General features: G+C 64.0%; 19 protein-coding genes. 14 read left to right on the forward strand and 5 right to left on the reverse strand.

The features are described from left to right. A partial coding sequence (locus tag VHD36_10880; protein ID HVU87815.1) for a HAMP domain-containing sensor histidine kinase occupies positions 1 to 549 on the forward strand: 549 nt, incomplete at its 5' end. 28 nt (positions 550 to 577) lie between these two features. Beyond that, positions 578 to 1,327, forward strand: a complete 750-nt coding sequence (locus tag VHD36_10885) for a response regulator transcription factor (GenBank protein HVU87816.1) — start codon at positions 578 to 580, stop codon at positions 1,325 to 1,327. A gap of 87 nt (positions 1,328 to 1,414) precedes the next feature. Here the strand turns inward: VHD36_10885 and VHD36_10890 are convergent, their stop codons facing one another. Continuing rightward, a complete protein-coding gene (locus VHD36_10890) occupies positions 1,415 to 1,654 on the reverse strand; it encodes a hypothetical protein (protein HVU87817.1) in 240 nt (79 codons plus the stop codon). Positions 1,655 to 1,985: 331 nt separating this feature from the next. Here VHD36_10890 and VHD36_10895 point away from each other — a divergent pair, with 331 nt between their 5' ends. The 8 genes from VHD36_10895 (at position 1,986) to VHD36_10930 (ending at position 13,205) form a co-directional block, all read left to right on the forward strand. Continuing rightward, complete coding sequence (locus VHD36_10895; protein ID HVU87818.1) at positions 1,986 to 2,681, forward strand: RNA polymerase sigma factor; 696 nt, start codon at positions 1,986 to 1,988, stop codon at positions 2,679 to 2,681. A 15-nt stretch (positions 2,682 to 2,696) separates the two neighbouring features. After that, positions 2,697 to 3,515, forward strand: a complete 819-nt coding sequence (locus VHD36_10900) for a hypothetical protein (protein ID HVU87819.1) — start codon at positions 2,697 to 2,699, stop codon at positions 3,513 to 3,515. A gap of 289 nt (positions 3,516 to 3,804) precedes the next feature. Continuing rightward, positions 3,805 to 6,087: a hypothetical protein gene (locus VHD36_10905; protein ID HVU87820.1), complete on the forward strand. Its 2,283-nt coding sequence runs from the start codon at positions 3,805 to 3,807 to the stop codon at positions 6,085 to 6,087. 37 nt (positions 6,088 to 6,124) lie between these two features. Continuing rightward, positions 6,125 to 6,454: a hypothetical protein gene (locus VHD36_10910; protein HVU87821.1), complete on the forward strand. Its 330-nt coding sequence runs from the start codon at positions 6,125 to 6,127 to the stop codon at positions 6,452 to 6,454. 151 nt (positions 6,455 to 6,605) lie between these two features. Beyond that, positions 6,606 to 10,007, forward strand: a complete 3,402-nt coding sequence (locus tag VHD36_10915) for a hypothetical protein (protein ID HVU87822.1) — start codon at positions 6,606 to 6,608, stop codon at positions 10,005 to 10,007. Between the two features lie 271 nt (positions 10,008 to 10,278). Further along, entirely contained in the window at positions 10,279 to 11,211 is a 933-nt protein-coding gene (locus VHD36_10920; GenBank protein HVU87823.1) for a TIGR01777 family oxidoreductase, read from the forward strand. A gap of 8 nt (positions 11,212 to 11,219) precedes the next feature. After that, positions 11,220 to 11,693: an SRPBCC family protein gene (locus VHD36_10925; GenBank protein HVU87824.1), complete on the forward strand. Its 474-nt coding sequence runs from the start codon at positions 11,220 to 11,222 to the stop codon at positions 11,691 to 11,693. 201 nt (positions 11,694 to 11,894) lie between these two features. Continuing rightward, positions 11,895 to 13,205 (forward strand): hypothetical protein, encoded by a 1,311-nt coding sequence (locus tag VHD36_10930; protein ID HVU87825.1) that lies wholly within the window; start codon positions 11,895 to 11,897, stop codon positions 13,203 to 13,205. A gap of 9 nt (positions 13,206 to 13,214) precedes the next feature. Here the strand turns inward: VHD36_10930 and VHD36_10935 are convergent, their stop codons facing one another. Then, positions 13,215 to 13,940, reverse strand: a complete 726-nt coding sequence (locus tag VHD36_10935; GenBank protein HVU87826.1) for a hypothetical protein — start codon at positions 13,938 to 13,940, stop codon at positions 13,215 to 13,217. Between the two features lie 272 nt (positions 13,941 to 14,212). Next, positions 14,213 to 16,372: a cyanophycin synthetase gene (cphA, locus tag VHD36_10940; protein HVU87827.1), complete on the reverse strand. Its 2,160-nt coding sequence runs from the start codon at positions 16,370 to 16,372 to the stop codon at positions 14,213 to 14,215. A 319-nt stretch (positions 16,373 to 16,691) separates the two neighbouring features. Between cphA and VHD36_10945 the strand changes: the two genes are divergently transcribed. The 3 genes from VHD36_10945 (at position 16,692) to VHD36_10955 (ending at position 21,110) form a co-directional block, all read left to right on the forward strand. After that, a complete protein-coding gene (locus VHD36_10945) occupies positions 16,692 to 18,983 on the forward strand; it encodes an ABC transporter ATP-binding protein (protein HVU87828.1) in 2,292 nt (763 codons plus the stop codon). A 54-nt stretch (positions 18,984 to 19,037) separates the two neighbouring features. Next, positions 19,038 to 19,538, forward strand: coding sequence for a DUF1854 domain-containing protein (locus VHD36_10950; protein HVU87829.1), 501 nt, complete (start codon positions 19,038 to 19,040; stop codon positions 19,536 to 19,538). Positions 19,539 to 19,988: 450 nt separating this feature from the next. After that, positions 19,989 to 21,110, forward strand: coding sequence for a dockerin type I domain-containing protein (locus VHD36_10955; GenBank protein HVU87830.1), 1,122 nt, complete (start codon positions 19,989 to 19,991; stop codon positions 21,108 to 21,110). Positions 21,111 to 21,135: 25 nt separating this feature from the next. On the opposite strand, the gene VHD36_10960 is transcribed toward VHD36_10955, so the two are convergent. Beyond that, complete coding sequence (locus tag VHD36_10960; GenBank protein ID HVU87831.1) at positions 21,136 to 22,335, reverse strand: pyridoxal phosphate-dependent aminotransferase; 1,200 nt, start codon at positions 22,333 to 22,335, stop codon at positions 21,136 to 21,138. 926 nt (positions 22,336 to 23,261) lie between these two features. Between VHD36_10960 and VHD36_10965 the strand changes: the two genes are divergently transcribed. After that, positions 23,262 to 24,539 (forward strand): DEAD/DEAH box helicase, encoded by a 1,278-nt coding sequence (locus tag VHD36_10965; protein ID HVU87832.1) that lies wholly within the window; start codon positions 23,262 to 23,264, stop codon positions 24,537 to 24,539. Between the two features lie 8 nt (positions 24,540 to 24,547). On the opposite strand, the gene VHD36_10970 is transcribed toward VHD36_10965, so the two are convergent. After that, complete coding sequence (locus tag VHD36_10970; GenBank protein HVU87833.1) at positions 24,548 to 25,570, reverse strand: extracellular solute-binding protein; 1,023 nt, start codon at positions 25,568 to 25,570, stop codon at positions 24,548 to 24,550. Positions 25,571 to 25,576 lie beyond the last annotated feature (6 nt).

A 25,576-nucleotide genomic window follows, 5' to 3' on the forward strand; every position in this document is an offset into this window, starting at 1 on the left:
GATTCGCTGATCAATCACATGCTCGACACGGCTCGCCTGAACGTGGCGCCGCCGCGCGACGAAGCGGTCGACGTGGAAGTGGCCGACGTGCTGCGCAGTTGCGCCAAAACCGCCTGCATGCACTACCGACTGCCCGACGAAACGATCACGCTCGACTTGCAGCCCGCCCTGGTGCGCGCTCAGCCGATCGACGTGGAAATCGTGTTTCGCAACCTGATCGACAATGCGCTGAAGTATTCCGGTGACAAGCCGGAGGTCACGGTGCAATCGTGGGTGGCCGGCGGCGGCACCGTGGTCACGCGGATCATCGATAACGGGCCCGGCATTCCGATCAACTTGCGCCGCAAGATTTTCGGCCGCTTCTTTCGCATCGGCAGCGAGCTGGAGCGATCGAAGACCGGCACCGGCCTGGGACTGTTCATCGTCCGTACGCTGGTGAAACGCATGCACGGCAAAGTCCACGTGCGAGGTCGCGGATCCCAGCAAGGAAGCGTCTTCGAAGTCGAGCTGCCGGGCCGCGCCGTGGTTCCCCAACAATCCGCCGCATAAATCGCTTGCCCCCATACCGCTTTCCGCCATGGCCACCACGACCGACACCAAGCACATTCTGATCGTCGAGGACGAGCAGCACCTGGCGATCGGTATCAAGTACAACCTCGAGGCCGAGGGATATCGTGTGTCGCTCGCGCCCGATGGCCCCTCAGCCCTGAAGCTGGTCGAGCAGGACCCGGCAGCCATCGACCTGATCGTTCTCGACCTGATGCTGCCCGGCATGAGCGGCTACACGGTGTGCGAAAGCTTGCGCGAGCAGGGGAACGACGTGCCGATCCTGATGCTCAGCGCCCGCACGCTGACCGAGGACCGCATCCGCGGCATGGACGTCGGCGCCGACCAGTACCTGGAAAAGCCGTTCGATCTGGACGAGCTCTTGGCGATGGTCCGCAACCTGCTTTCGCGGCGGGCGCGCGCGCCCGGTCGCGCCACGTCGCAAAAGATCGGCAACGAGTTCGAGTTCGGCCGCGCCAAAATCAACTTCGACACGTTCAAGGTTACCGTCGACGGCAAGAGCCTGCGGCTGACCTCGATGGAGATGAAGCTCCTGCGCTACTTCATCGAAAACGAAGGCTCGGTTATTACCCGCGCGCAGTTGCTCGACGAGGTATGGGGGTTGTCCGCCAGTCCCACGACGCGCACCGTCGATAATTTCATTTCGCGCCTGCGCCGGTATTTCGAAATCGACCGCGATCACCCGCGCCATTTTTTGTCGGTGCGCGGAACGGGATATCGGTTCGTCTCGAAAGAAGAGCCGGATGAAGCCCCGGGATAATTTTACCCCTGGCCGCGCAACGTGCTGATCGGGCAAAAATCGCCCAAGCGACGCACCCAAGAAATGGCGCGGCGGTATTCATGCTTTTTACAGCATGCTCGGGGTGGGGTTGTAAGCGACGCTGGCTGGGTCCTCGTCGGTGAGCGCCTGCGACGAGTAACTCCAGGCGTCATAACTGGCCAGCGCGCTCCCCTGCTCGAACTTCGCATGCTCTCCGGCGTCGGAAAGGGTCGCCCACCGCACATAGGCCAATAGCTGCTGCTCCGAGCCGAACGTCGCCACCAGTTTCAGCGGCACGCGCGGCTTCGAGCCGTAGAGATAGTACATCAATCGCACCTGGACTTTTTTTGCGCGCCAAGACGCCGTTTTGCCCCGACTCCGTTACAGGCAGCGACCAATAACTTGACTTGCAAGCGGCGTGCCGCGCGCAGACGTAGATCAGACGCCGCTGGAGCGATTTCGCTCTAAGTTAAACCCTAGCTCGCATCCGTCGGTTTCGTGGGCTCAGCCGCCACTTTTTGGCGAAAAATCGGTCCGCAAGGCGTGAGCCCATCTCGGCCTGAGAATCTGTTTGCCTTGGGGCGGATTGTCATGGCACAATGACACTCACTCGATTTCCCCGGCGCGCCCCGAGACGCCCCCTGCCGCAATCAAGCCCATGCACGACTCCGACGTCCAGCTCATGCGCCGAGCCAACCTTGGTGACCGCGCGGCATTCGCCGAGATCGTGCGTCGCTACCAAGGGGCTTTGCGGCGCGTCGCCGAAAGCCGGCTGGGAACCGTCGAGGCCGCCGAAGACGTCGTGCAAGAGACCTTCTTCGCGGCCTACAAATCGCGCCACAGCTATGACGAACGCTTCGGCTTCCGCACCTGGTTGTGGACCATCCTGTTGAATCAATGCCGCCGCTACGCGGGCCGGCAGGCCCGCCACGCCCGCACGATTTCCATTGACCGTGGCGAGCCTAGCGAATCGTCGCAACGACGTTGCGAACCGACCGCTCCGGCCGATGCGGCGCTGGCCGGGCTCATGGCTCATGAGCGCCGCGAGGTTCTGGAGCGATTGCTGCTGCGTTTAAGCGCGGTGCAAGCCGACGCGCTGCGGTTGCGGTTTTTCGGCGGCCTGAAATTCCAGGAAATCGCCGACACCATGCAATGCAGCCTGTGTACCGCGAAAAACCGGGTTCGTTGGGGCCTGCTAAAACTGAGCGAGCTCGTCCACGAGGAGGCTGCTGCCTCCGAGCCGTCCGACGGTCGCCGGCAATCCGGATCATCGATGCTACCTCCACACGAGCTAACTCCCGACGGGCTACGTCTCGACAGGCGTCCCGATTCCTCCGATTCCATGAATTCCTAGAAACGATTTTCGACAATGACCTGCGACGACGTATTCGACATTCTGACGCGCGGTCCATTTCCTTCCGGCGCAGCCGACGACGACGACCAGGTCGAGCGCCATCTGGCGCGCTGCGCGGAATGCCGCCGCCTGGCCACGGCGTTGCGTCCGGCCGTCGAGCTGTTTCAGGAATCGATCGAGCCGGACGAGACGAGCGCGCTACCGGGCTATCGTGGCCGCGTTGCCTTGCCCGGCGCCGAGGATTTGCTGGAAACTTGTGAGGAACGATCGAACGACGAATCGCAAGGGCTATTTGCCGCCGGTTGGCGGCCGGCTTGGATTCGCGCCGACGCCGCGGCGCGGCGCTTTGGCGCGCGGCCTGCGCCCTCTTCCGCATTGAGGAACGTTCGGGGGGAACCGCCGGCGTCGTTTGGCCATTCGGCAACCACTGCGCGGACGAACCTCTTCAGGTTCGCGGCAGCCGTCATGCTAGGCGTGGCGGCGGCTGCCGGGGCGCGCTCTTGGATGCAGGATCAAGCGACGTCGGCGGGCATCCCGCCCTCGGGTCCCACGGAGCTCGTTGCCACCCACGACGGCCACGGGGAACCAGGCAAGCATGACCTGCGCTGGCTGGCCGGCCTGGCGTTGCCTGCAACCTGCCTACCCTCAGAGGCGAGAGCCGCTTTACGAGATTCGGCCCAGTACCGCCGCTTCGAAGGTATCCAGTTGGCCTCGGCCGACCATGCCGTTCGCCTGACCTGCTGCACCGACTGCCACAACGCGACGCGGGCGGGATTACTTCCCGGCGCCGGGGCAACGGTTCTCATGCAGGCCTGTGTGGCTTGCCACGATTAGCACCCGTTCGGACAGCCAATCTTCGGGGGGAAGCTGCCCTCTTTTCTCGCCGGGCCGTATCGCCTGCGCGGATTCTTCCGACGGGCCCAAAAGGTGCCTCGAAACAGGCAAAAATGCCTCCGGGACCAGCGGCTTTTTTGGTTTACAACTTCGCAAGCCATGGTCAAACTGGAACTTCGGTTGCCATGATGTTGACAATGGCGACCAGCGCCTACCCGCAGGCGCCCTTCGTGGCGCTGCGCGGACGGCACTCAAGTCGATGCGTGACATTTTTTCGCGGAGCCTAGCAATGATCTCCCGGTTTGCCGGCCTTTTGGCTTGTGCGTTCATGCTTTTGGCTGTTACGCGCGCCCAAGGGGATAGCGCAGCGCTGGACCAGCTTTACGGCGATGGCGTCCACAGTTACTTCTCAGGCGATTTCCTGGGCGCGCACCAGTCGCTCACCTCGGCGGCGTTGTCCGGCAGCAAAGACCCGCGCGTCTATTACTACCGCGGGCTGGCCTGCCTGCATTTGGGGCGTGAACCGGACGCGGTGCTGGATTTCCAACGGGGTGCGAAGCTCGAGAACAGCGAGAACGACCGCTTCTACGACATCAGCCGCGCCTTGGAGCGCATCCAGGGGCGCGAGCGCATGATGCTCGAGCGCTCGCGGTCGCAGGCTCGCTTGCTCGCCCAGCAAGAATTGCAACGTCGGCGGTACGAACGCTACGAGCGCATTCGCAAGGCCGAGCCCGACGTACTCATGAAGCCGGCTCCGGCCGCGGCCAAGAAGCGCCCTGCCGCCGCTCCCCCGGTAGTGGCCAACGACGATCCGTTCTCGGACGACGTGACAGGCGCCGAAGCACCCGCGCCTGACGCAGCGGAAGCAGCCGCGGAAAACGAAGCGGCGACCGAGATGCCCGCCGATGAGCCCGCCGCGGAAGAAGCTGCCGCGGACATGCCGGCCGACGAACCCGCTGCTGACATGCCCGCTGACGAACCGCCGCCGGATGCTCCGGCGGAGGAAGCGCCGGCGGACGAGCCCCCCGCGACGGCGCCGGCGGACGATCCCTTTGGCGATGAATCGCCGGCCGCGGCCCCGGCCGCTCCGCCAGCGCGTGCGGCAGCCCCCGCGACTGATCCGGCCGTCGCAGCCGCGGAGGCCGCCGCACAGCAAGCGATCAAGGAAGGCGAGGCCGAGGCGATCAACGAAGTCGCCGCCGAAGAGGCCGCCGCCGATCAAGATTTGCCCGGCGAGATGCCAGCCCGCAGTCGGTTGACGCCGAAGCCCACCCAACCTCCTTTGTCCGAGGCGATGCCCGGCGTCGAGGCGGGCGAAGCTCAACCTTCGGAAGCGCTACCTGGCGTCGAGCGCGGCGAGGCGCAACCTTCCGAGGCGCTGCCTGGCGTGGAGCGCGGCGAAGCGGAACCGGCGGAGGCCATGCCAGGCGAATCGGCCGGCGATGCTCTTTCCTCGGAAGCGATGCCGGGCGAAGAGGCGGGTGAACCGTTGCCGTCGGAAGAAATGGCTGATGCCCCGCCCGCCACGGAGGAACCCGCTGACTCGGCAGTTGCTGCGACACCGAACGATGATCCCTTCGGCAATGCGCCAGGCGCGGACGAGCCGGCTGCCGATGCGCCGGCTGTTGCGGAAGCGGCGCCTGCCGAATCGGACGCAGCGCCGGGTGATGATCCCTTTAACGCTGATCCGGCCGCGGATGACGCGCCGGCTGACGCGCCCGCCGATGCGATGGCCACCGACACGGACGAAGTCGCGCCGAGCGACGAACCCGCCGATGCCGTTGCGTCCGATACGGACGCGCCGGCGAGCGAACCGGCCGGCGACGACCCTTTCAACGCTCCGCCCGCCGAAGAAACGGCCGCCAGCGCGCCGCCTGACGCCGAACCGGACGCCGCAGACACGAACGATCCCTTTGCCGGTGATGAATCACCTGCCGCGCCTGCGGACGAGGCGACAGAAGCCCCTGCAATGGCTGCCGAGGATGCGACCGACGATCCCTTCAACGAGCCGGCAGCCGATGAGGCGATGAAGGACGAGCCGGCGACCGAAACAGCGACGGACGAAAACGCCAAGCCGGCGGACGATCCGTTCGCTGACGATGACGCAACGCCGGCCGCGCCGCCTGCTGCGAGCGATGGCCCGGAGATGCCAGCCGCCGACGCTGAGAAGCCGGCCGAAGAGGTCGCGACGGATGATCCGTTTGCTGAGCCCGCGCCGAAGGCTTCCGCGGCACCTCCGCCCGCAGCAACTCCCGCGGCAAGTGATCCTTTCGCCGAGCCGCTTCCCGCGCCTACGGAATCGGTGGCCGCGCCGGCCGGAAAGCCGGTGCTGACAGCAGGTGCCGGCGGCCAAGGGGCGAAACAGGTTCAGGGTCGTGGGCGTGCGGCCGCTGGCCGGCCCACCGCCAACCGCACGCCAGCCGGACCGCCGGTGATCAAGAATCCGTACGCGACGGGCCCTGCGAAACAGCCCGTTAAGCCGGGTAGCCAGCCTGCCGCAGGACAAGCAGTGCCACCGGCGGCCAAGCCGGCCGCACCGGCGAACACGACGGGTGAAGATCCCTTCAAATAAGGCGTCGGGACAGCGGCTTCTAGAAGTAATTCAGAAGATGGATCGCGTCGAGCTGTGCAGCGTCACCAACGCCTTCGAGATCCATGGTCGCGGACTGGTCCTAGTTCCCGATTTCTCGGTGCCCGACGGGTGGAAAGACCGCGAGGAGGTTGTCGTCCTCGAACACCCGGAAGGCAATCGAATCGAATCGCGCGCCATCTTTAATCTCACGCATTTCAATATCTCGGATCCGACGATTCCGTTGGACCGGCGCTGGCGGGTCGTTCTTCTTTTGCCTGATCTTAAGAAGCGAGACGCGCCCGCTGGGACCAAGATTTTTGTTTCTGCCGAAATACGTAATGTTTTGATCGGCCGAAATCCGTCCTGACGATGGAATTACGGCCGGACGCAGGGCTCGATTAATATGATCTTCGCCCTTGCCCGGTGGTTGCTTCGCCGCTTGGCTTGTTTCAAGATAGACACGCACGAATCGCTCGTGCGCCCGCCTCGCATTTCCCGCCCCCTGCGATAACCCAACGATGACTCGCAATCTTCGCACTGCCACACTCTCACCACTTTGCTCGGCAGCGGCCGTTCTGCTCCTGGTCGCGCCGGTCCGCGCGGTGCCGGCGATCAGTCAGCTTTCGCTGCGCGGCCTGCAAACCGGCGCCACTACGACACTGGTTATCGAAGGCGCCGATCTGCCCGCCGACACGCGCGTGCTGCTACCGGTGCCGATCGCGCGGCAAGAACCCAGGCCAGCAAGCACCGCCAATCGCCTGGAGATCGACATCACGCTCGATGCTACGGTCGTGCCGGGCATCTATCCTTTGCGCGTCGGCAACGGCCACGGCGTGTCAAATGCGATGCTCGTCGGCATCGATCATCTGCCTGAGCGACCGTTTGCTCTAGAAACCGGCGCCCTGCCGGTCGCGCTCGATGGCACGCTCGCAGGCGGCACCATCTTACGCACCGCCTTCGACGGCAAGGCCGGAGAGCGCATCGTGGTTGACGTCGAAAGTCATCGGCTGGGCAGCAAGCTCAACCCGGTCGTGCACCTGCTCGACGCGCGGAACGCCCAGTTGGCCTGGGGACAGATGAATCCGGCTATTGCCGGCGATGCGCGCTTGCAGGCGATTCTTCCTGCCGACGGACGATACACCGTCGAACTGCACGATGCTCTCTATCGTGGTGAGGGACCTGGCGCATTTCGCTTGAAAATCGGCGACATCCATTTCGCCGACCACGTTTTTCCACTCGGCGGACGCCGCGGCACGCACGGACTGTTCGAATTGACGGGCACGAACCTCGCGCCGGGACAAATGGTCGAAGCGGATCTTGCCGGCGGAGCCGCGGCGCTCCCCGCGCGCTGGCCCGTGGGCCAGGTACTCACCGGATCGCGGCCGCAAATCCTCGTGGGCGATCTGCCCGAGGTCTCCGAACACAACGCCGGTCCGAACCTGCAGGCGGCCACCGCGCCGGTGGTCATCAACGGGCGTTTACTCGCCGCGCGCGAAGAGGATCGCTACCTCGTCAACGTCACGCCGGGGCAAACTTTGCGATTCGATTGTATAGCCGCGCAGGCCGGCTCGCCTCTGGACGGTGTGCTCGACATTCGCAAGGAATCGGGCGAGCAACTGGCTTCGGCCGACGACGCGCCGACTACGACCGATCCTACGCTCGACTTCAAAGTGCCCGACGGCGTGACGAAAGTAGTGGCTGCCGTTCGCGACTTGCAGCGGCGTGGCGGCACGGAGTACGCCTATCGCTTGAGCATCGCCCCCGCGGATCGCCCTGACTTCCGTTTGGAAATCTTCGCAGACCGAGAGCAAGTTCCCACCGGCGGCGCCGAGATCGTCCGCGTTCGCGCGCAGCGCATGGGCTACCAGGGGGCGATCAAGCTCGCTGTCGAGGGACTGCCACCGGGCGTGACCGTGGCCGGGGACGAAATTCCCGCCGGCGCGACCGATGCGCTTCTGACACTTGCCGCCTCGGGTGCGGCCTCGCAAGCGATTGCCACGATCACCGGCACGGCCGCGGACCCTAACGTGGCGCTTGTGCGGACTGCCCAAACGCCGGAGAGCCCGGGCGCTCGGTCGCAACCCTGGTTGCGTAGCGAATTGGCCGTGGCGGCAACCGGCGCCGCCTCGCTTTCGGTCCGTTGGGACGCGGATTCGGCCGGGGTGCAGTTGCCGCTGGGCAGCCGGGTGCCGGCCCGAGTGAAGATCACGCGCGCCCCCTTCGCCGGCGGCGCCGTGCGATTGTCGCTGCTCACCAGTCAGATCACGCCCAAGAAAGTGGTCACGAAGAACAATCAAAAGCAGCAAGTCGACGACACGGACCGTACGCTGCGCTTCGACGGCATGCCGACCATCGCGCCGGATCAGTCCGATCTCGTAGCCACGATCCTCGTTCCCGGCGACTTGCCGAACATTCCGTACGACCTGGCGATCCGCGCCGAGCTATTGGCCGCCGATGGAAAGAACGTAGTCGCCAGCGTCGTTACTCCAGCGCGGCGTCTGACGACCGTTCAGCCGCTGCGGCTTGCGCTCGTGGGCGAAGCCAAAGTGGCTGCCAAGGCCGGCACGGGCGACACCGGCAAGCTCACAGGCAAGATCGAGCGCATCGGCGACTTTCCGCATCCCGTCACGGTAACGCTCACTGGCTTGCCGGCCGATTACCTGGCTCCGACCGTGGAAGTGCCGGCCGGCGCCAGCGACTTCTCGCTACCCGTGGCGTTTCCTTACAACAGCGCACAGGGCGAGCTGGCCGGTGTGTCGATCGTAGCCACGGCGCGCCCTGGTGGCGGCGCGGCAATCAACTCGAACGCCGTGCCCGTGGCTGTGAACGTCGTGGCCGGCGGGCCGCCGCCGGCACTCTATCGCATCTTCGAGGACGAACCGCATTTCGTCACGCTCTTGAACGAAGGGGGCGGCGCCGCAAACTTGGAATCGACCGATCGTTATTCTGGTCCGGCGGCATTGAGAGTAACGCCGGATCAGAAGTTCCGCGCCAAGCTACCGGGTCTGTCGATCAAGATCGCCGAGCATCCCGCCGAGGGCGAATACCGGTACCTGCGCTACGCGTGGAAAAAGATCGGCGGGGGCAGCGTGCTGTTGCAACTCAACGCTAATGGCACCTGGGGCCCGACACGCGGACAAGGCAAACCCGGCTACCGGTACGAGGCAGGCCCGGCCGGCAACACGTTCAATGCCGAGGCCATCCGCACGAGCGACCGGTTGCCCTATGGTTGGACCGTCGTCACGCGCGACCTGTTCGCGGATTTCGGTGCGTTCGAGCTGGATGGGCTGGCGTTCACGCCCGGTGATGGTACCGCCGCGCTCTTTGATAGCATTTACCTGGCGCGGAGCATGGACGATTTCAAAGATTGCCCAGCGCCGCTGCCGGCCGAACAGCCGTTGGCCGTTTTCGAGGACCAGCCCGAGTTCATCGCGAATCTGAGTCAGGGGGCCGGCACCGCGAGCTTGGACACGGCTGACCGATTCACGGGCGCAACCAGCGTGAAGATCACGCCGGAACAGCGCTACAATCCGGCCCTGCCTGGACTGGGGGTTAAGATCCGCCAGAACCCGGCCGCCGGCGAGTATCGCTACTTGCAATTCGCCTGGAAGAAGCACGGAGGCCAGCGCCTGTGCGTGCAATTGAATCACGACGGGCAGTGGGGGCCTGTGCCGTCGACCAATCCGCTCAAGTTCCGTTACGACGCCGGTGCCGCGCCGGGTGAGACGTTCGGCGGCGCCATGCGGATCGATGGCAGCTTGCCGAACGATTGGGTCGTGGTCACGCGCGACCTGTTCGCCGACTTCGGCGAATTCACTTTGACGGGGCTGGCCCTGGCGCCGGTCGATGGCGATTTTGCCCTTTTCGATCACATCTATCTGGGGCGCACGCCGCGCGATTTCGACCAGGTTGCCCAATGAACCCTGGTTAAGCTCCCCAGCGGCCGGCGGTTTATCTCACGGATAACCCTGCGCGCTACCTGGCGCGATCGTCGCCCCTTAGTGACGATGGATGCTTTTTAGGGCGCGGCCGAATAAGCATCCCGGTTCCGGCACAAATGCGCCGTTCGGCAGGTGATTTGCTGTCTGGAGTGTCTGAAGTCCGGTCCATTGCAGTAAGATTTCAACAGGGGATCAAGGCGCGGTCCTCCGAAAGTCAACAGCCTCCAAGCCCTGGGGGCAGGAGTTTCCGATGAGGGCACTCGTCACCGGAGCCACGGGATTTGTCGGCAGCCGGCTCGCTGCTCAGATCGCCGAGCCGATCGTACTATCGCGCGATCCAAAGCGGGCGCGGGAAAAGCTGCCGCGGGCGACGCATCATTACTGGGATCCGCTGGCAGCCACGCCGCCGGCCGATGCCTTTGCCGGCGTCGATGCCGTTTTCCACCTGGCGGGCGAATCGGTCGGCGAAGGGCGCTGGTCAGCCGCCAAGAAGCAGCGCATTCGCGACAGCCGCATTCTCGGCACTCGACACCTGGTCGAAGGCCTGGCCACACTCGAGCAGCGGCCCCGCGTGCTGGTCGTGGCCTCGGCAATCGGCTACTACGGTTCGCGCGGCGACGAAACGCTCGACGAATCGTCTTCGCCAGGCAATGACTTTCTCGCCCAGGTGTGTCGCGACTGGGAGGCCGAGGCCCGGGCGGCGGAGAAACTCGGCATGCGCGTGGTGTGTACACGATTCGGCATCATCCTTGGTCAGGGAGGGGCGCTTGCGAAAATGCTCCTGCCCTTCAAGCTGGGCCTCGGCGGCCGGTTGGGCAGTGGACGCCAATGGATGTCGTGGGTTCATATCGATGACGTGGTGGGCATTCTGCTGGCAAACGCCACTGACGAGCAGTATCAAGGTCCGGTAAACATCGTCGCGCCGCAGCCGGTGACAAACCGCGAGTTCACGCGGGCACTGGCGAGTGTGCTGCACCGGCCGGCGATCTTTCCCGTACCTGCGCTCGCTTTACGACTGGCCGTCGGCGAGTTCGCCGAAGTCTTGCTCGGTTCGCAGCGCGTGCTTCCGAAGGTGGCGCAGCGCGCCGGCTACGGTTTCCGTTATTCGTCGTTGGACGAAGCGCTGCGGGCCGTCGTCGACGAGCGGCCCGCACAAATCGCCGCGCCGGTGCAAGTTTCTTGATGCGGGCGATGGGATTCTTCAGTAGCTACGTCGGCCATCTCGAGCGCCGGCAATTCGTGCCCCGTCCGCGCAGCGCCGTCTTCGCGTTCTTTTCGGACGCCGCAAACCTGGAGACGCTGACGCCGGCCTTTCTGAAGTTCCATATTCTCACGCCGCGCCCCATCGCGATGCAGCCCGGCACACGCATCGACTACGAGTTGACGCTCGCGGGAATTCGCTTTCATTGGCAATCGCTGATCGAGCAATTCGAGCCCGAGGCGCGCTTTGTCGACGTGCAGCTGCGAGGCCCTTACCGGCGCTGGCATCACGAGCACATCTTCGAGGAGGATGCCGGCGGCACATGGGTCATCGATCGGGTCGATTACGAAATGCCGTTGGGCTTGCTGGGGCGCGCGGTCCATGCGCTGTGGGTCAAGCGATCGCTGGCGGGGATTTTCGCGTTTCGCGCCGTGAAAATGCAGGAGCTTTTCGGTTCGAGATAGCGATCCTCTCGTCGCCCCCCTTTCGGGCTGGAAGCAGCGCCCATTCGACAGTCCGCGCGCTGCTGCGCATTCGCGCAAGAAACTCGCGCCGGTCCGCCCGCATAATCGGAACTTCGGCGCACTATGTTTGCAATAGCTGCGGGCGCGATTGCGCGCTCGAGCAGCGGTGTATCGCCGACACCCACCCCGAGGCCCCGCACCATGACTCTCGCATCGCCGGCACAACCCGTTTCGACCGATCCTGGTGGCTCGACCAATTCCAAACAAAAGCTCTACCTGGTGGCGTTCGCGTCACTCGGCCTGCTGATTTCTGTTCAATTCCGTCACCTTTTTGCGCGTCCGGATGTCGCGCCTGCGCAAGACAATATCGTAACGAGCGAGCAGACCTCGCCGTCTGAAAGCGACGCGCAAGCCGATAACGCCGTCGCGAACAGCAACACGTCGCCACAATCGACGTCGACCGCTGCGCAGTCCTCTGCGCCGGTCAGCACGGAAGCGCCGCCCGCGGAGAGCGCTGCTACCGACTCGCCGGGCGACGTGCTGATCGTGGAGCGCCAGATCACGATCGAAAACGACGCTGACGCCGCTCCTGCCACCACGGATCCGGAGCAGCCCTCCAGCGAACAGTCGAAGGCGACGCCGCGGGTCGATACCGACAGTCCAAGCAACGCCGGTGCCGGCTATGCGCCGCGGAACGGCTCGCCCGATTCGGTGGCCCTGTTTTTCGCAGCGCTTCGCGCGCCGGAAGGCGACGTACCGGCGGCGACCGCTGGCGACAGCTTCAGCCCGGCCGATCTGAAACGATTCCTGGCCTTCGAAAGCCAGGCCGAGCAAGGGCTCGACGCCGCGACCGTGGAAGCCCATCACCACGATGGCGAGGCGCTCGCGCGTCTGTTCGCCTTTCAGGCCGTGGGCGACGCGCCGGCCCAGGCGGTCGAGTCGGTGCCACTCACAGACGAAGAGATCGCCCATTGGACGCAGTTCTTGACGCAGCTGCAGAATGCGACCTCGCGCCGCGCCGCCGATGCGACCGAGGCGGCCAACGCGGCGGGGCCTTCGTCCAACGATGCAAACGCTGCCCAGAATGAATCGGCCGAAGCCTCTCCAGCACTGGCCACCAAGAGTGACAACGATTCGCCACCGGCTGTGGATGGCACGCCGAACGATGTTCCGTCGTTCCAGCCGCCGGCCGAGCTTTCCGCACCCGCGGCCGAAGCTCCGGCGGACGAAGGTGCGAAGAGTGCCAGCCCGACGGACTCTGCAACGGCCGAGGAATTAGTTCTCGCGAACCCGGCGGAGAGCGGTGGCACGATCTTGTATCTGGTCGAGGGGCGCGCGTTCGCCTTAGCACCCGGGCAGGAGCATCGCTTGCCGGCCGACCGGCCGTGGCGAATCGCGTTTCATCGCGGCGATGATTTTGGGGATACCGAGCAAGTGCTCAGCAATGGAGCGTTCCGGTTCGTCGTCGGGTCCGAGGGTTGGCAGTTGATTCCGGCGGACAATGCTCCCTAAGCGAAACCGCTATTTGCGGAACCAATCCGATTTGCCCAGCGCCGAAGGCATGGAAATCTTAGGCAGCTTGTTGCGCGGCGGAGATTTCTTCGTCGTCTCGTCGTCGCTGTTCGACGGCGGCAGTGTATCGACCTTCGCCTTGGCGGACGGTTCCGCGACCGGCTGCGGCATGCTCGTCGGCTGCCCGCTATAGGACATGTTTGGGCCATTGCCGCACGATGCACAGGTGCCGCAGGCAGCACACGTCCCGCCGTTGCCGCACTCGTTGCACTTGCTGCACTTGCCCCCCCAGGTCACGAGCTCGGGCGTGCAGGTATCGTGATTGCAGCGGAAGTACAAGTACCGACCGCGGCGGCAACTGCAATGGTTGCAGCGTGGTTCGCCGCAATATCCCAGCCACGGATCGCAGCACGCCGGCACGCCAGGCCAGACGGACATGCCGCCGGGCATGATCCCGAAATCGGGGTTGTATCCGTAGATGCTCACGCCGCCAGCGCCGTAACCGACACCGCCACCGCCCGCGACGTACCCTCCCGTACCAATATCGCCGGCCGCGTAGGAGCTTTCCTCGGCAACCGCGACTTGCGAGGTCAGCCTGGGGGAGGGCTGTGACGTGGGCTTCCCCGCTGGACGCCCGCCGGCCATCGCCACGTAGCGAATCCCACTTTGCGCAAGCGCAGGGTCGGTGAGCAACAAGGCCGCCGCGACGGCGACCGGCAACGCGAATACCTTCATAGCGATTTCCCGTGCGCTTCGGTAAACCGTGCGACCTTTGCCAACCGCAACGATCGACCCCGACCTTGCCCGTGACGAAGGATGTAAGAGCGTGGCGCGGCCACGGCACCCACACCGGCGACCGCGCCACTTTGTTCGAGTCGGTCAATTCTCAAGCGACGGTGAGAAATCAGCCGAGCGCCGGCACAAGAGGCCCGTCGACAACAACCCGGGCAAATCGCGTAGAGAATTCCAGGCCACTCGATCCGGGCCAGGCAAGGCTTCAGGAAGAGCTACGAGACGGGGGCCACCACGGGCGGCCGCGCGCAGCGAGCCAGCCCGCGCGCGATTTCATCCAACGACAAGCCCAGGGCCCACGCCGCACCGGCCGCGGGAGCCGCATAATCGGCCAAGTCCGCCGCGCACTTGTCCCCTTCGGCCGAGGACAGCACGATTTCTTCCGGCAGCTTATCGCCGGCAAACATTCGCAGCCGACCCGCCGCCGCCAACACCACGCGCCCCCCCTTGGCTCGATGGGCCAGGGCGATCGGGTTGCGCGGGTCGCGCGTGAAATAAATCAGTGAGCCGCGGCAATACTCGGCCATCGCGGCCGTTGTCGGGTTGTCGGCATTCAGGACCGCCCAGCCGCGCTGTTTGGCCACCGCTTCCACAATGCAGCGTTTGAGGACTGACACTTGTTCAGCCCGTTCGGCGTCATCCAGATCGTCGCGATGCTCGTAGTCGACGCCCGTGACCACGGCCACCTCGCAATCGTCGAAGCCGAGTCCCTCGTCACGGACACTCTCGGCACTCACTTCGCAGACGGCCCACTCAACCAGCGGATGCTGTAAGATTGCCTGCGCGCCGTCGTAGCCGCTTGCATCGCCGGGCTTCACGAGACGGCCGTCGCGAAAGACGCCGTCGCTGGTGGCCACGGCCACCGGACCTGCGCCGCGTTCGAGGATCGTCCCAATCAGACGCACCGTGGCCGTCTTGCCTTTGCTGCCCGTTACGGCCACCAAGGGAATCCGTCCGTATTCGCCCGGCGGAAACATCGTGGCCACGATGGCTTCGCCGACGGGGCGTGGCTTGCCGGATGCCGGTTGTACGTGCATTTGCAAACCCGGGCCGGCGTTCACTTCGACGATCGCGCCTCCCTGATCCTCGAGCGGGCGGCCGATGTCCTCGGCCACCACATCCAGGCCGGCGATGTCGAGCCCGACGACGGCGGCCGCTTCGACAGCCCGCGCCGCGACCTCGGGATGGACGCGCTCGGTGACGTCGGTATCGACGTTGCCATTGCGCTTGATGAGGATGCGCGTGCCGGCCGGTGGAATCGAATCGGCACGATAGCCTTGCTGTTCGAGCGCCAGGCTCGTGATCGGATCGAGTTCGATGGTGTAGAGCAGGCTCGAGCAATCTTCGCCGCGGCGCGGATCGGAATTCAATTGCTCGTCGATCAATTGCGCCACGTTGCGTGCGCCGTCGCCGACGATCACGGCCGGCTCCCCGCGCGAAGCAGCAATCACGCGCCCATCCACGACCAATAGCCGATGTTCCGCGCCGGGCGCGAACCGCTCGACCAGCACGCCGCTGCCGATACCGTCGGCATAGGCAAACGCACTCGCTACCTGCTCGCGGGTGGTCAGCCCGGTGAACACACCGCGACCGTGATTGCTGTCGCGCGGCTTGACGACCACGGGAGGCCCGATTTCTTGCGCGGCTTTCCAGGCGTCGTCGACGTCGGTGACCGGGCGCCCCTCGGGGACGGGCGCGCCGATGGTCCGCAGCAGCCGCCGTGTCAGCTCTTTATCGTGCGCGATCGATTCGGCGATGGCACAGGTGCGATCGGTCTCGGCCGTGAGAATGCGCCGCTGCCGCGCGCCCCAGCCCAACTGCACGAGGCTTCCGGTATTCAGCCGGTGAATGGGAATGCCGCGCGCTTCGGCGGCGTCGACGATGGCACGCGTGCTCGGTCCCAGGCACACGTCGTCCGCTATGTCGCGCAGGCGCCCGAGCTCTTCTTTGATGTCGAACGGCGTTCCATACACGGCGGCCTGATTCAGACGGACCGCCGTGCGGAAGCATTCCAAACCAAGCGACGCGTCTTCGAATTCGATGACGACTTTGTAGACGCCCTCTTCGGTCGTCTCGCGCGCTTTGCCGAAGCCGACGTTGCAGCCGCACAGTTGTTGCAGCTCGAGCGAGACATGCTCGAGGATATGTCCCTGGTAGGTGCCGCGCCGCAAGCGCTCGAAAAAGCCACCTCGCTCGCCAATGCTGCATCGATGCTCGATCATCGACGGCAGCCAGGACATCACCCGCTCGTTGAAGCCGGGCAGGATGTTCGAGGGGGAATCCTTAAGTTCCTGCAAGTCGACGAGCACTTCCAACACGGGGAACCAGGCCCAGGTATTCGAGCCGCGCAGGACGCGAATGCGGCGGATTTCCATAGCAGATTTCGACTCTTTGGAACGGTGTTTGCAACCCGTTGGGGCCGGTCGGGTTGCGTCGACCGCGATCGTGCCTTGGGCCCCCTGCCGGCAAACCCTATGCGGCGGAAACATTTACCCCAGGTCAGCTTTACGGGCCTGTCGCAGGCGGTCAAGGGCAGCACAAGCGAAACCGTTGGAATCGTCGGAATTGAGAGGCTTTTAACGATCTGATTTGTCCGCGCGAGTTTAGGGTTTAGAATTGAGCAGTCTGCTCGATACGCCCTCCCCGCTCGCGCTTGCCCTGGCCTGATGGGCCCCTGCCTTGGAGCCACAACCGTTGGACGACGTACCTTTCATTCTGCCCGCGCTGCCCGATGCTTGGCGCCGCACGGCGTTGGAACAGTTGGAAACCGGCGAGGTCATTCACGCCTGGTTCACGCCCGATCTTGCCAAGCCGCTGCGCTACGCGGCCGGCTTGGTGCTGTTAACCGATCGGCGCATCCTGGCAGCCGAAGCGCCATCGACGTCTGCTGGCGATGAGGTGCAGGGCGCCCGTTGGAGTTCTTGGTCGCTGGCGAACGTAGCCAACGTGCGCGCCAAGGAACGGAGCGGCCTGGGCACGCTCGATCTCTTGGGCACGGACAGCCGCCTGGCCAGTTGGCGATACACGAACGGCTTGGCGCGCGACGCTCACGAGTTCGTGCGCTCGTTCGACGCAGTGCGCCGCGGATTGCCTTTAGAGAGCATCGAGTCCGAAGACGGCGAAAGCTTTGCCGAACCCGCTGCCGCGCCGGTCAGCACCAAGGCCCTGTGGCGGCTGGCCCGCTTCGCGCGGCAGCGCTGGAGCATGGTGCTGTTCGGCTTCGTGCTGACCGTGGCCACGACCGCAGTCGGCCTCGTACCGACGTACCTCACCGTGCCATTGATGGGGGGCTTACGGCAACACTACGAAGAATTCGAGAAGATCACCGAGCAGCCCCGCCTGACGCCTGCGATGCGCGAAAAAGCGCTCGATCTGCTGCAAGACCACGACGGACCGACATTCGGTCGACTGGTCAGCTTGTGCCTGCTGGGAATGGCCGGCGCGGCCGTCGCCGCGTGGCTGTTGGGCTGGGCGCAGGGCATCGTGATGTCGCGCGTCAGCGAGCGCATCGCCGGAGACCTGCGCAACCAAACGTATACGCATCTGCAGAAACTGTCGTTGGACTTCTTTGGCGGTAAGCGCACCGGCGACCTCATTGCGCGCATATCGAGCGACACCGACCGCATCTGCAATTTTCTGGCGGACAATGTCGTCGATTTCGCCAGCGACATCCTCTTGTTCATCGGCATGTCGTGCATCCTGTTCAGTTGGGATCCGCTGTTGGCCGTGGCGGGCTTGCTGCCGCTGCCGCTGGTGGGTTGGCTGGTGTATTACGTGCGCGGGCAATTGCAGCACGGCTTTACCCGTGGCGGCCGCGCCTGGTCGGAAATGACCAACGTGCTGGCCGATACGATTCCCGGCATCCGCGTCGTCAAGGCGTTCGCCCAGGAGAAGCGCGAAGTCGGCCGCTTCGAAGCTGCCAACGATCGCGTGATCCAGGCCAATAACCGCGTCAACATGGTATGGGCCTTCTTCTGGCCACTGGTGCTGTTCTTGAACACGGCCGGACTGCTGGTCGTGTGGGCCTTCGGCGCCTGGCGGGTGTTCGATTTCCGCATCGAGCCGGAGTATGTGTGGGGCTTTTACCTGTTCATCATGCGTTTCTATACCCGGCTGGAATCGATGAGCCGGATGTTCTCGATGACGCAGCGCGCCGCGGCCAGCTCGCAGCGCATCTTCGAGATTCTCGATCGCGTTCCCAGCGTGCCCGAACCGGCCGTGCCGGTCCATCCCGGCCGCATTCGCGGTGAGATCGAGCTGCGCGGCATCTGCTTCCGCTATGGCAACCGGCAGGTGATCGAGAACGTCGATCTGTCGATCGAGCCGGGCGAGATGATCGGCCTGGTTGGTCCCAGCGGCTCGGGCAAGAGCACGCTCGTGAACCTGGTATGCCGCTTCTACGACGTGACACAGGGCTCGATTCTGGTCGACGGCGTCGACGTGCGGCAATTCCCGGTGTCGGAGTATCGCCGCAACATCGGCATGGTTCTGCAGGATCCGTTCCTGTTCTACGGCACAATCTTCGAGAACATCGCCTACGGCCGGCCCGATGCCACGCGCGAGGAGGTGGTCGCGGCGGCCCGCGCGGCCAAGGCGCACGAGTTCATCATGCGGCTGCCCGACGGTTACGATTCGCTGGTCGGCGAGCGCGGTCAGACACTGTCGGGCGGCGAGCGGCAGCGGATCTCGATCGCGCGCGCGATCTTGATCGATCCGCGGATTCTGATCCTGGACGAAGCCACGAGCTCGGTCGACACGGAAACCGAGCGCGAGATTCAAGAGGCGCTCGACAATCTGATTCAAGGGCGCACGACGATCGCCATCGCGCATCGTCTGAGCACGCTGCGACGTGCCAGCCGACTGATCGTGATGGATCGTGGGCGCATTGTGGAAACCGGACAGCATCAGGATCTGGTGCAATCGCCCGGCATGTACGCTCGCCTGCACAGGGCGCAAGTGGCCCTGGCGCGCGAAGCAATTGAATAAGCATGCCGACGATGGAAATCGCCGTGATCGAAGCGCGCGGAGGCGCATGCGCAAATGCCAGCCGGAAATAATTCCGAGCGTTCAGCACAAGTCGACGGGATCACGCTGCAATACGATTCGTTCGGCCGGCTGGTGCTCACCGAGGCGAATGGCCGTCGACATGTCGGTGTCGAGCCGATCCGGTCATTTCCCTTGTCTTCCCCACAGCATGGCATCTCGATCTGCAACACCGAGGGAGTCGAGGTGCTGTGGATCGAGGATCTGCAATCCCTCCCTGACGCCCCGCGGCAATTGATCGTCGAGGAGCTCAGCCGCCGCGAGTTCATGCCCGTCATCGAACGGATCGTCAGCGTCTCGTCCAATACGGACCCTTCGCGATGGGCGGTGGAAACTGACCGCGGGCAGACCGAGTTCCTTCTGAAAAGCGAAGACGACGTGCGTCGCGTCGGGCCGCGGGGCGCCATTCTGCTCGACGCCGCCGGCATGCGGTATCTCGTGCCCGATACCAAGAAGCTCGATGCCGCCAGCCGTCGGGTCCTCGAGCGGTATATGTAATTCTAAAGCGCAGGCGCTGCTGTCATCGCGTTTAGCCGTTCTTGGCCCGGCTCGTTGGGCTGATTCGGCCGCTGGAAGGATCGTCTGGAGAAGCACTTCGGTCCCGTACAGCGCTCGCGCCGCTCGTTTGTGTGTGCCGCGCAAAATTTCGCAGTTGGCGAGTTTGCAATTTTCGAGTACGAGTAGCTTTGCCAGGCCAGGGCGCATCGAAACCCACCTCGTATGCCGTTTGGAGGTAGCGGTCAGGGCGCGGTTTCGAGATAGTACGACCTTCTTCGTGGATCGCCCGCGCGCCAAGCCATTCGCCAGGGCGCGTTTTTTTCTCCTGCCGTCGCTCCGTTGTGTTCGGAACGAAGTCTCGGCCACAACTTCTGTAGAGCCTGACTTGTCGCAACGAGCGCGGAGGAGCGCTCCGCGCTCGCAATGGCGGCTCAGGGATGAAACCGTCGCATGCGGTACTTCGTAATTTGCGCTGGATTGTTGTTGCCTTGTAGCGAAGCCAATGCCGTGCTGATCGGCACCGGCACGGGAAAGGGAAACACGACGGCTCCGGCGAACGATTTCGGTTTTGAAAACGTCGGCGTCTTTGGCAGCGGCAGCGCCGTCTACCTCGGTAACGGTTGGGTGCTTACCGCGGCCCATGTCTATGACGGCAGCAGCGGCGGCGGAACGCCGACGCAGGCGCTGTTCGACGGTTCCTTCTATCAGGCGGTCCCCAACTCCGGCGTGCAATTGAAGAACCCGGTGGGCGTAGCGGGTACGCAATTTACCGATCTCGAGATGTTCAAGCTGGCGACGGCGCCACCCCTCCCAACGTTGACGATCACGCCAACCCCGCCCACCGCAGGCTGGCAAGTGGTGATGGACGGCAACGGACGTGATCGCACCAACAACCAAGTGGGATACTGGACGCCGACCTGGCAACCCTCATCGACGCCCACGGCGCTCGCCGGAGATGTCTGGGGTACCATGCCAACCCTACGCTGGGGCACGAACGTGATCGATCTGGCAGGGGCCACACAAGGCGTCAATGGAAACAACGAAGTATCGTTCATGACCACCTTCGACGCCAAGGGGACCACGTACGAGGCGCAAGGCACGCCGGGAGATTCCGGAGGCGGGGTGTTTCATCAAGATCCCACCACCGGAGCATGGAGCCTGGCGGGGATCATGTTCTCTACGACGTCACTGCCAGGTCAGCCTTGGGGCACCGCCGTTTTTGGCAATTCGACCTGGTCGGCCGATCTCTACTACTATCGCACGCAGATCTATCAGACGATGGCCATTCCAGGCGATCTCAACTTCGACGGGATCGTCAACACGCAGGACCTGGCCATTATCTCGAGCACCTGGCTGCAAACCGGTCGCGGAAGCAAGATGCCGGCCGGCGACGTGAACCACGATGGCATCGTCAACAGCCAGGATTTAGCGCTCATTGCCAGCCTCTCCGCGACCGCCCAAACATCCTACGGGAACACTCTCGTCGCTGTGCCCGAGCCGGCAACCGCACTGCTGACGATCATCGCATTGACATGCTGGCTGGCCGCCGCGGGCCGGCGATCAGCCAGATAGAACAAGTGGGCCGAACCCGGAAGGGTTATTGCGGGCTGTTCAGAAAAGCCGCGATCCGATCGAAGCCCACTTCCAAGTTCTGCAGGCTGGTGGCAAACGATAGCCGCGCATATCCTTCGGCACCGAACGCCGAACCCATCACGCTAGCCACGTTTTGCTGTGACAACAGTTCCAGACACCATTGGGCCGAGTTGTCGACTTGCACGCCGTTGTACTTGCGTCCCAGGTGTGCCTTGACATTGATGAAGGCGTAGAACGCGCCGCTCATCTGCGTCCCCGTGATTCGTGGCAGCTGCGCAATGCGCTGCTTCACGAATTCGCGCCGCTTGGCAAATTGCTCGAGCATTTCGCCCACGCATTGCTGCGGGCCCGAAAGTGCCGCGAGCGCCGCGTATTGACTGACGCTCGACGGGTTCGACGTTTCCTGGCTCTGCAGGTTATCCATCGCCTTGGCCAGCTTCTTGGGCGATAATGTCCAGCCGATCCGCCAGCCGGTCATCGCGTAGGACTTGCTCACACCGTTGACGAGCACTGTTCGTTCGGCCAAACCCGGACGCACGGTGGCAAAGCTGGCAAAGCGATTCCCGCCGTACACCAGGTGCTCGTAGATCTCGTCCGAGATCACGCCAAGGTCTTTTTCGATCACGATGTCCGCCAGTGCCGCCAATTCCTCCGGCGAGTACATGCTTCCCGTCGGGTTGGACGGCGAACACAAGAGCAACAGTTTGGTCCGCGCCGTGATCGCGCGCCGCAACTGTTCGGGCGCGAGTTTGAAGTCGCTGGCCTCGCTGGTTTCGACAATCACGGGCGCGCCGCTGGCCAGCTTCACTTGCTCGGCGTAGCTGACCCAGTAGGGAGCGGGAATGATGACCTCGTCGCCCGGGTTCAACAGCGCCGTGAAGGCATTGTGCAACGAATGCTTGGCGCCATTGGAGATGACGACCTGATCCGGCGCGTAGTCCAAGCCGTGCCGCTCGCGATAGCTCTTCGCCACGGCGGCCTTCAACTCGGCAATGCCGCCGGCGGCCGTGTAATGTGTGTGGCCGGCCTTCATCGCCGCCACCGCCGCGGCGCAGATATGTTCGGGCGTGGTAAAGTCGGGCTCGCCCAGCGTGAAGTCGTAAACGGTCTTGCCCGTGGATTTCAGTTCCCGCGCTTTGGCGGCCATGGCGATCGTGGCCGAAGGTTCCAGGGCGTCGACGATGCGGCTCGTAGCAAGACTCATGGCAAGTTCCCTTGGGCGCGCGCCGGGCGCGCGTTTTTCTGCGGAGATTCGTAGGATCGCGCGCGAGGGTGAGGTCTTCGAACGCGGCGAGAAAAATCGCTGTTGGGACCGACAATCATAGTGCTTGGCCGGTTCACGTCCAAGTAACCGGCCGGCCGCTCGCGCTAGGGGGTGGCACGGACAAACGCGCTTGTCCGTGCGCCGTCAGGCGCTCGCGATCCTCTCCACGAAAGCGCCTTCGGCGCCCTGACAACCAGTTGTCAGGGCCACAGGTGCGTGAGTCGAAGGAGCCATCCCCGACAACTCACCTTGACGCGAACCGCGGAAAACTGTTTCAATGCCCACGCCGGTCGGGGGGTTTGAGCACCGGCTCGACGATTCTTCCGTCTCGAACGGGCAATCGGCGACTCGTTGTGAGCTCCGCGGGGCCAACGGTTCCGCCGGATGAATTCAGAATTTGGCGACTCCCCTTTGCGGGCGCTCGAGGGGTGATTTCGCGATTTCGCAAGCGGGCGCCCTCTTGTTTCAAGGAGCCAAGGACATGGCTAAGAAGACCAAGAAGAAGATCGTGAAGAGCCCCAAGGCCAAGCCTTCGCACAAGAAGACGGCCAAGAAGGCTAAGAAGTCGCTGAAGAAGACGGGCAAGTAAGCCCGACTCTCGCGTCATTTGCTGGGAACAACGAGAAAGGCCGGTAGCGTCTGGGCGGAAAGCCGCGTAGACGCTCCGGCCTATTTTTGTCGAATGAGGAGGCTTCCCTCCTCGGCCCTACGATTCGTGTCTCGTTCGGGCCGCGGGTGGCGGGAAGTTGTTGATTCAACCTCCCTTGCCGGCTATAGTTACAGCAATCGTATCGCCAGATTGAATTAGCCAGACGCCGCGGGATGTTGTTCGCGGCGCACGCGAACCATCCTACAGGAAATAGTCCTTGTCCCACCCTCCCGTGGAGTCCGCCTCGGGATTCCAAAATCTTTCGCTCTCCGAGCCGATGATGTCGGCTCTCGAGCATGCCGGATACGTTGAGCCGACCGCGATTCAAGCTGGACTGATTCCGCGCGCGCTCGCCGGGGTCGACGTTCTGGGGCAGGCCCGCACCGGCACCGGCAAAACGGCCTCCTTCGCCATTCCGATCATTGAACGGCTGAAATCCCACCATGATCACCGCGGTCCGCAGGCCTTGATCCTGGTGCCGACGCGTGAGCTGGCCGTACAGGTCCGCGAAGAGTGTGTGAAGCTGTCGCACGGCCGCAAGACGCACGTCGTAGCGGTGTACGGGGGCAAACCGATCCGCGAGCAGATGGAAAAACTGAAGCGCGGCGTGGATATCGTGGTGGGCACACCCGGCCGGGTGCTGGACCATATCGGCCGTGGCACGTTGCACTTGGAAGGGTTGTCGGTCGTGGTGCTCGACGAAGCCGACCGCATGCTGGATATCGGCTTTCGTCCCGACATTGAAAAGATCCTGCGGCGCTGCCCCAGCTCACGGCAGACACTTTTGTTGAGCGCCACGGTGCCGCCGCCGGTCGAACGGTTGTCGAAGCGCTATATGCGCGATCCGGAGACGCTCAACTTTTCTCCGCGCGACGTATCGGTCGACACGATCGATCAGTACTACTTCACGGTCGCGCCGGACCGGAAAATGGAGTTGCTGGTCAAGCTTTTGAAGCGCGAGGACCCACGGCAGTCGATCGTCTTTTGCCGCACCAAGCGCGGCGTGGAAAAAGTCACGCGCAGCCTGGCGAAACGCCTGGAAGACGTCGATTGCATCCACGGCGATCTGCCGCAAAAAGGGCGCGATCGCGTGATGGCCCGCTTCCGCGAAACCAAGGTTCGTCACCTGGTCGCCACCGACGTGGTCGGCCGGGGCATTGACGTCAGCGGCATCTCGCACATCATCAACTACGACATTCCGGCCTTTTGCGACGACTACGTGCATCGCGTCGGCCGCACCGGTCGGATGGGGCGCGAAGGCGTGGCGTATACCTTCGTTACTCCCGAGGAAGGGGCCGAGCTGACGCGCATCGAAATGCGCATCGAACGGCTGCTGACGCGCGACGAGATCGAAGGCTTCGAGGGCGTCGCAAGGCCCATCGCCGCCGCCGATTCTGAGACGCAGGCCGAACCAGCCGCGGAGCCACCTAAACCGCCCGCGCCGCTGTTGGGTCGTGGCGGCCGCGGCCCACGCCGCTTCCGCCGGGCGCTATAAAACCCGGCTTAACGGCCGTTGAATTCCTTACGCAGGAACTCTTCGTTCGCTTCCCACATCTGTGCGGCTTCGCCGAAATCCACTTGCATGCGGCGCACCCGCTCCGGAACTTGCAAGCGCGAGACCGACTCGACACCCGGGCGCAGCGGAATCTGGGCGCTCGAGGATTGAGCCAGTTGCGTCTCGACCGCGGGCGACAGAATGAAACTCACCAGCCGCCGGGCCGCCTGCGGATGACGCGCTCCTTTGAGAACGCTGACCGTATTGGGAATGAACAACGTGCCGAGTTGCCCGTCGCCCTGATCAGGATAGACGATCGCCACCGGCATCAGTCGGTCGATCTCGGCGATGGCATCGTCCGAATCGGTCAGCCCGAAGGCCAACTGCCCGGCGCCCACGGCCACGGCCACTTGCTTGTTGCTCCCCATGATGTGGACGTGATTGTCCTTGATTTCGAGAAAAAACTGCTCGGCACGGTCCTGTCCCCAGGCCGCGAACAGACAGGCCGCGTGCATCGCCGACGTGCCAGTGATGGGTCGGGCCATGCCGGCCCTACCGCGAAAACGGCCGTCGACCAGGTCGCGAATCGAGCGTGGTAGTTGATCGTCTTTGGTCACTTCCGTGTTGACGAGTAACACGCGAGCTCGAGCTCCGAGCACATGCCAGGTCCCGCGCGGCGAACGATACATCTCGGGCAGTGTTTCGTCGCTAGGGAGCGGATATTCGTCGAGCAAGCCTCGCTCGTCGAGCCGAAGGGTCTGGAGAATCTCGCCATTCCAATAGACGTCCGCATGCGGCTGACCATTCTCTTCCATGATCTGGGCCGCCAGGCCGGCCGATCGGGTCGCGCCTGTGTCGAATGTCGGCACGACGTTGATGCCGGTCACTCGCTTGAAGTCCTGATAGACGGGCTCGGCGAATTCTCGATCAACCGAAGTATAGGCCCCGACCTCGGGCGAGGGGGCTTGCGACGCGCAGCCACCAACCAACAAGAAGATACAAGGCACAAGCGCGCGAAGCTTCGCAACCATGTGGAT

Source organism: Pirellulales bacterium (genome assembly GCA_035546535.1).
Taxonomy (GTDB): Bacteria; Planctomycetota; Planctomycetia; order Pirellulales; family JACPPG01; genus JACPPG01.

Coding starts and splice junctions, on each gene's coding strand:
- VHD36_10960 (HVU87831.1), bottom strand. CDS start 22,335: ATGAGTCTTGCTACGAGCCGCATCGTCGACGCCCTGGAACCTTCGGCC.
- VHD36_10915 (HVU87822.1), top strand. CDS start 6,606: ATGACTCGCAATCTTCGCACTGCCACACTCTCACCACTTTGCTCGGCA.
- VHD36_10900 (HVU87819.1), top strand. CDS start 2,697: ATGACCTGCGACGACGTATTCGACATTCTGACGCGCGGTCCATTTCCT.
- VHD36_10890 (HVU87817.1), bottom strand. CDS start 1,654: ATGTACTATCTCTACGGCTCGAAGCCGCGCGTGCCGCTGAAACTGGTG.
- VHD36_10950 (HVU87829.1), top strand. CDS start 19,038: ATGCCAGCCGGAAATAATTCCGAGCGTTCAGCACAAGTCGACGGGATC.
- VHD36_10925 (HVU87824.1), top strand. CDS start 11,220: ATGGGATTCTTCAGTAGCTACGTCGGCCATCTCGAGCGCCGGCAATTC.
- VHD36_10885 (HVU87816.1), top strand. CDS start 578: ATGGCCACCACGACCGACACCAAGCACATTCTGATCGTCGAGGACGAG.
- VHD36_10970 (HVU87833.1), bottom strand. CDS start 25,570: ATGGTTGCGAAGCTTCGCGCGCTTGTGCCTTGTATCTTCTTGTTGGTT.
- VHD36_10935 (HVU87826.1), bottom strand. CDS start 13,940: ATGAAGGTATTCGCGTTGCCGGTCGCCGTCGCGGCGGCCTTGTTGCTC.
- VHD36_10910 (HVU87821.1), top strand. CDS start 6,125: ATGGATCGCGTCGAGCTGTGCAGCGTCACCAACGCCTTCGAGATCCAT.
- VHD36_10955 (HVU87830.1), top strand. CDS start 19,989: ATGCGGTACTTCGTAATTTGCGCTGGATTGTTGTTGCCTTGTAGCGAA.
- VHD36_10920 (HVU87823.1), top strand. CDS start 10,279: ATGAGGGCACTCGTCACCGGAGCCACGGGATTTGTCGGCAGCCGGCTC.
- VHD36_10905 (HVU87820.1), top strand. CDS start 3,805: ATGATCTCCCGGTTTGCCGGCCTTTTGGCTTGTGCGTTCATGCTTTTG.
- VHD36_10895 (HVU87818.1), top strand. CDS start 1,986: ATGCACGACTCCGACGTCCAGCTCATGCGCCGAGCCAACCTTGGTGAC.
- cphA (HVU87827.1), bottom strand. CDS start 16,372: ATGGAAATCCGCCGCATTCGCGTCCTGCGCGGCTCGAATACCTGGGCC.
- VHD36_10930 (HVU87825.1), top strand. CDS start 11,895: ATGACTCTCGCATCGCCGGCACAACCCGTTTCGACCGATCCTGGTGGC.